The organism is Bradyrhizobium sp. P2_E8 (assembly GCF_056403875.1).
The window spans coordinates 1-3,548 of sequence record NZ_JBFUES010000795.1; the positions used below are offsets into that span (position 1 = coordinate 1).

General features: G+C 62.2%; 3 protein-coding genes and 1 pseudogene. 3 read left to right on the top strand and 1 reads right to left on the bottom strand.

What is annotated here, in order from left to right:
• Window positions 1-350: pseudogene (locus tag AC1D00_RS31950) on the bottom strand (hypothetical protein); the annotation flags it as partial.
• A 310-nt stretch (window positions 351-660) separates the two neighbouring features.
• Between AC1D00_RS31950 and AC1D00_RS31955 the strand changes: the two are divergent.
• The 3 genes from AC1D00_RS31955 (at window position 661) to AC1D00_RS31965 (ending at window position 3,491) form a co-directional block, all read left to right on the top strand.
• Complete coding sequence (locus AC1D00_RS31955) at window positions 661-1,416, top strand: ABC transporter ATP-binding protein (RefSeq protein ID WP_135173421.1); 756 nt, start codon at window positions 661-663, stop codon at window positions 1,414-1,416.
• Window positions 1,409-2,155 (top strand): ABC transporter ATP-binding protein, encoded by a 747-nt coding sequence (locus AC1D00_RS31960; RefSeq protein ID WP_477013407.1) that lies wholly within the window; start codon window positions 1,409-1,411, stop codon window positions 2,153-2,155. The genes AC1D00_RS31955 and AC1D00_RS31960 overlap by 8 nt, the downstream gene beginning before the upstream one ends.
• A gap of 112 nt (window positions 2,156-2,267) precedes the next feature.
• Window positions 2,268-3,491: an ABC transporter substrate-binding protein gene (locus AC1D00_RS31965; protein ID WP_477013408.1), complete on the top strand. Its 1,224-nt coding sequence runs from the start codon at window positions 2,268-2,270 to the stop codon at window positions 3,489-3,491.
• Window positions 3,492-3,548 lie beyond the last annotated feature (57 nt).

Here is a 3,548-nt window from a genome sequence, read left to right on the forward strand (position 1 = left end):
CATTCGTAATAGATGGGCATCACGGAGGGCACGAGCCGCGGCCCGATATATTCATCCAGCGGCACGCCCTTGCCGGTATGTCCGTAGGCGCGCGAAATCCGCGTGCCTTCGCTCTGGATAACGAGACGCGGCACCGGAGCCGAGGTGTCCACCGTGTAATAGATGAGATCGGACAGCTCTTCCTCGAGCCGCGCAGGCTGGTACTCCCAGATCGCCGGCGCGATCCGCTGGCGCGCATAGAGGCGCAGCCACGTGTTCAGGAGATCACGCTGCCTGATCGACTTGACGACGGAGGGCGCGGCGCTTGCGAAATCCAAAACAATATTCCCGGCAGATCGAAACCCGCGCATCATCCATGCTGCGGGAAAATATTCTATGAAGGCTGGCGCGCCGGACGAAAGACCGTTAACGACGGCTTGATGACCGGTGCTTTCGTGAACCGGAAGGCCGGGCAGGCGTGACATCAAAACATCTCCGACTAAGGGAGCATTTGTATCCCAGCCGGAGACCTGATCTGCTCAGCTTTCCGCCTTGCCTAACCCCCGTCACCTCCGGCATATTCCGCGCCCGGAGGCGGCGTTCCGGGATGGCTCCAAGGCCTCCTGAAAGCCGAAGCAACAAGGACAGCCACGCGGGTCGCGCGGGCAGGGGGAAATCTGTTTGGCCGATGAGTTCATTCTCGAAACGGAAGGCTTGACCAAGGAGTTCGCGGGCTTCTTCGCTGTCCGCGACGTTGCGCTCAAGGTCCGCCGTGGGAGCATTCACGCGTTGATCGGCCCGAACGGCGCCGGCAAGACGACGTGCTTCAATCTTCTGACCAAGTTCCTCAAGCCGTCCGCCGGGAAGATCCTGTACAAGGGCCAGGACATCACTGCGATGGCGCCGGCCGACGTAGCCCGCATGGGACTGGTGCGATCGTTCCAGATCTCGGCGGTGTTTCCGCACATGACTGCCCTGGAAAACGTTCGCGTCGCGCTTCAGCGCCAGCACGGCAGTTTGTTCGATTTCTGGCGCTCCAAGTCCGTGCTCAACCGCTTCAACGATCGTGCACGTGATCTGTTGAACGATGTCGGCCTCAGCGAGTTTGCCAATACGCCTGCGGTCGAGATGCCCTACGGGCGCAAGCGCGCACTCGAGATTGCAACCACGCTCGCACTCGACCCCGAGATGATGCTGCTGGACGAGCCGATGGCCGGCATGGGCCACGAGGACATCGACAAGATCGCGGCGTTGATCAAGCGCATCTCCGCGAAATACACCATCCTGATGGTCGAGCATAATTTGAGCGTCGTGGCCAATCTCTCCGACATCATCACCGTGCTGACGCGCGGGCAGGTGCTTGCGCAGGGCCATTACAGCGAGCTCACCAAGGACGAGCGCGTCAAGGAAGCCTACCTGGGAGCCGGTCATGCCTGACACTGCGATCGCCGAGGCTCCGGCAAAGGCTGCGAGCGGCGGAAACATCCTCCAGGTCCGTAACCTCGAGGCCTGGTACGGCGAGTCCCACATCCTGCATGGGATCAATTTCGACGTGAACGCGGGCGAGGTCGTCACCCTGCTCGGGCGCAACGGCGCCGGCAAGACGACCACGCTGAAGTCGATCATGGGCATCATCGGCAGGCGTACCGGCTCGGTGAAGTTCAACAACCAGGAGATCATCCGCGCGACCTCCGACAAGATCGCGCGCATGGGCATCGCGTTCTGCCCGGAAGAGCGGGGGATCTTCGCCAGCCTCGACGTGCGGGAGAATTTGCTATTGCCGCCGGTGGTCCGCGAAGGCGGACTGCCGCTCGAGCAGATCTTCGACCTGTTTCCGAACCTGAAGGAGCGGCTCAACAGCCAGGGCACCAAGCTGTCCGGCGGCGAGCAGCAGATGCTGGCGATCGCGCGGATCCTGCGCACCGGGGCGAGCTTCCTGATGCTGGACGAGCCGACCGAGGGCCTTGCGCCCGTCATCATCCAGCAGATCGGCCACACCATTGCGCGGCTCAAGAAGGAGGGTTTCACGATCCTCCTCGTCGAGCAGAACTTCCGCTTCGCATCCACCGTGGCCGACCGCTATTACGTGGTCGAGCACGGCAAGATCATTGACGGATTTTCCAACGCGGAGCTTGCCGCCAACATGGACAAGCTCCACACCTATCTCGGCGTTTAAGCATGGTCCGGACCCGGAGGGCCGCGTCAGCGCAAAGTGTGAAGCGGTTTTCCGAAACGATCATGCTTAAACAACAGAACCGCCAACGAGAAAATTCAAAAAGGAAAGTTGCATGAAGACCAGGTCGATTGCGTCATTGCTCCTGACCACCGCGCTCACCTTCGCCGCAGCCGGCGTCGCCTCCGCGCAGGACAAGACCGTCAAGATCGGCGCTCTGTCCGATCAATCCGGCCTCTACGCCGACCTCGGCGGCCCCGGCTCGACGCTCGCCGCGCAGATGGCCGTTGAAGATTCCGGCTTAGCTGCGAAGGGCTGGAAGATCGACATCGTCTCGGGCGATCACCAGAACAAGCCCGACATCGGCACCGCGATCGCGCGGCAGTGGTTCGACGTCGACAAGGTCGACGTCATCGTCGACGTGCCGAATTCCGGTGTGGCGCTCGCCGTCAACAACGTCATCAAGGAAAAGAACGGCGTCTACATCAACTCTGGTGCGGCAACCTCCGACCTCACCAACGCACAGTGCTCGCCCAACACCGTGCACTGGACCTACGACACCTACATGCTGGCCCACACCACGGGCCAGGCGCTGGTGAAGGCCGGTGGCGACAGCTGGTTCTTCCTGACCGCGGACTACGCCTTCGGCGCGGCGCTCGAGCGCGACACCACGGCCGTGGTCACCGCCAATGGCGGCAAGGTGGTCGGGGGCGTGAAGCATCCGCTGAACACGCCGGACTTCTCGTCCTTCCTGCTCCAGGCGCAGGCCTCCAAGGCCAAGATCATCGGCCTTGCCAATGCCGGCSKCGACACCACCAACTCGATCAAGCAGGCGKCCGAGTTCGGCATCGTCAMGRGCGGCCAGAAGCTCGCCGCGCTCTTGCTGTTCCTCACTGACGTCAAGGCGATCGGTCTCGAGACCGCGCAGGGCCTCAACTTCACCGAGACGTTCTACTGGGACATGAACGACCAAACCCGCGCGTTCTCGAAGCGCTTTGCCGGGAAAATGAAGAACAACGCGCCGCCCACCATGGTGCAGGCCGGCGTCTATGCGGGCGTGCGTCACTATCTCAAGGCGCTGGACGCACTCGGCGGCAATCCTCATGACGGCGTCAAGGTCGTCGAGAAGATGAAGTCGATGCCGACGGAGGACGATCTGTTCGGCAAGGGCGAGATCCAGCCGAACGGCCGCACCATCCACAGCGCCTATCTGTTCGAGGTGAAGAAGCCCTCGGAGTCCAAGGGACCGTGGGACTTCTACAAGCTGGTCGGTTCGGTGCCGGGCGATCAGGCCTTCACACCGCTCTCCGAAAGCAAGTGCGCGCTGTTGAAGAAGTGAGATAACGGCCCGCAGGCCTCGAGGCCTGCGGGCGACTTTCAGGGGAAGGCCGAAGGG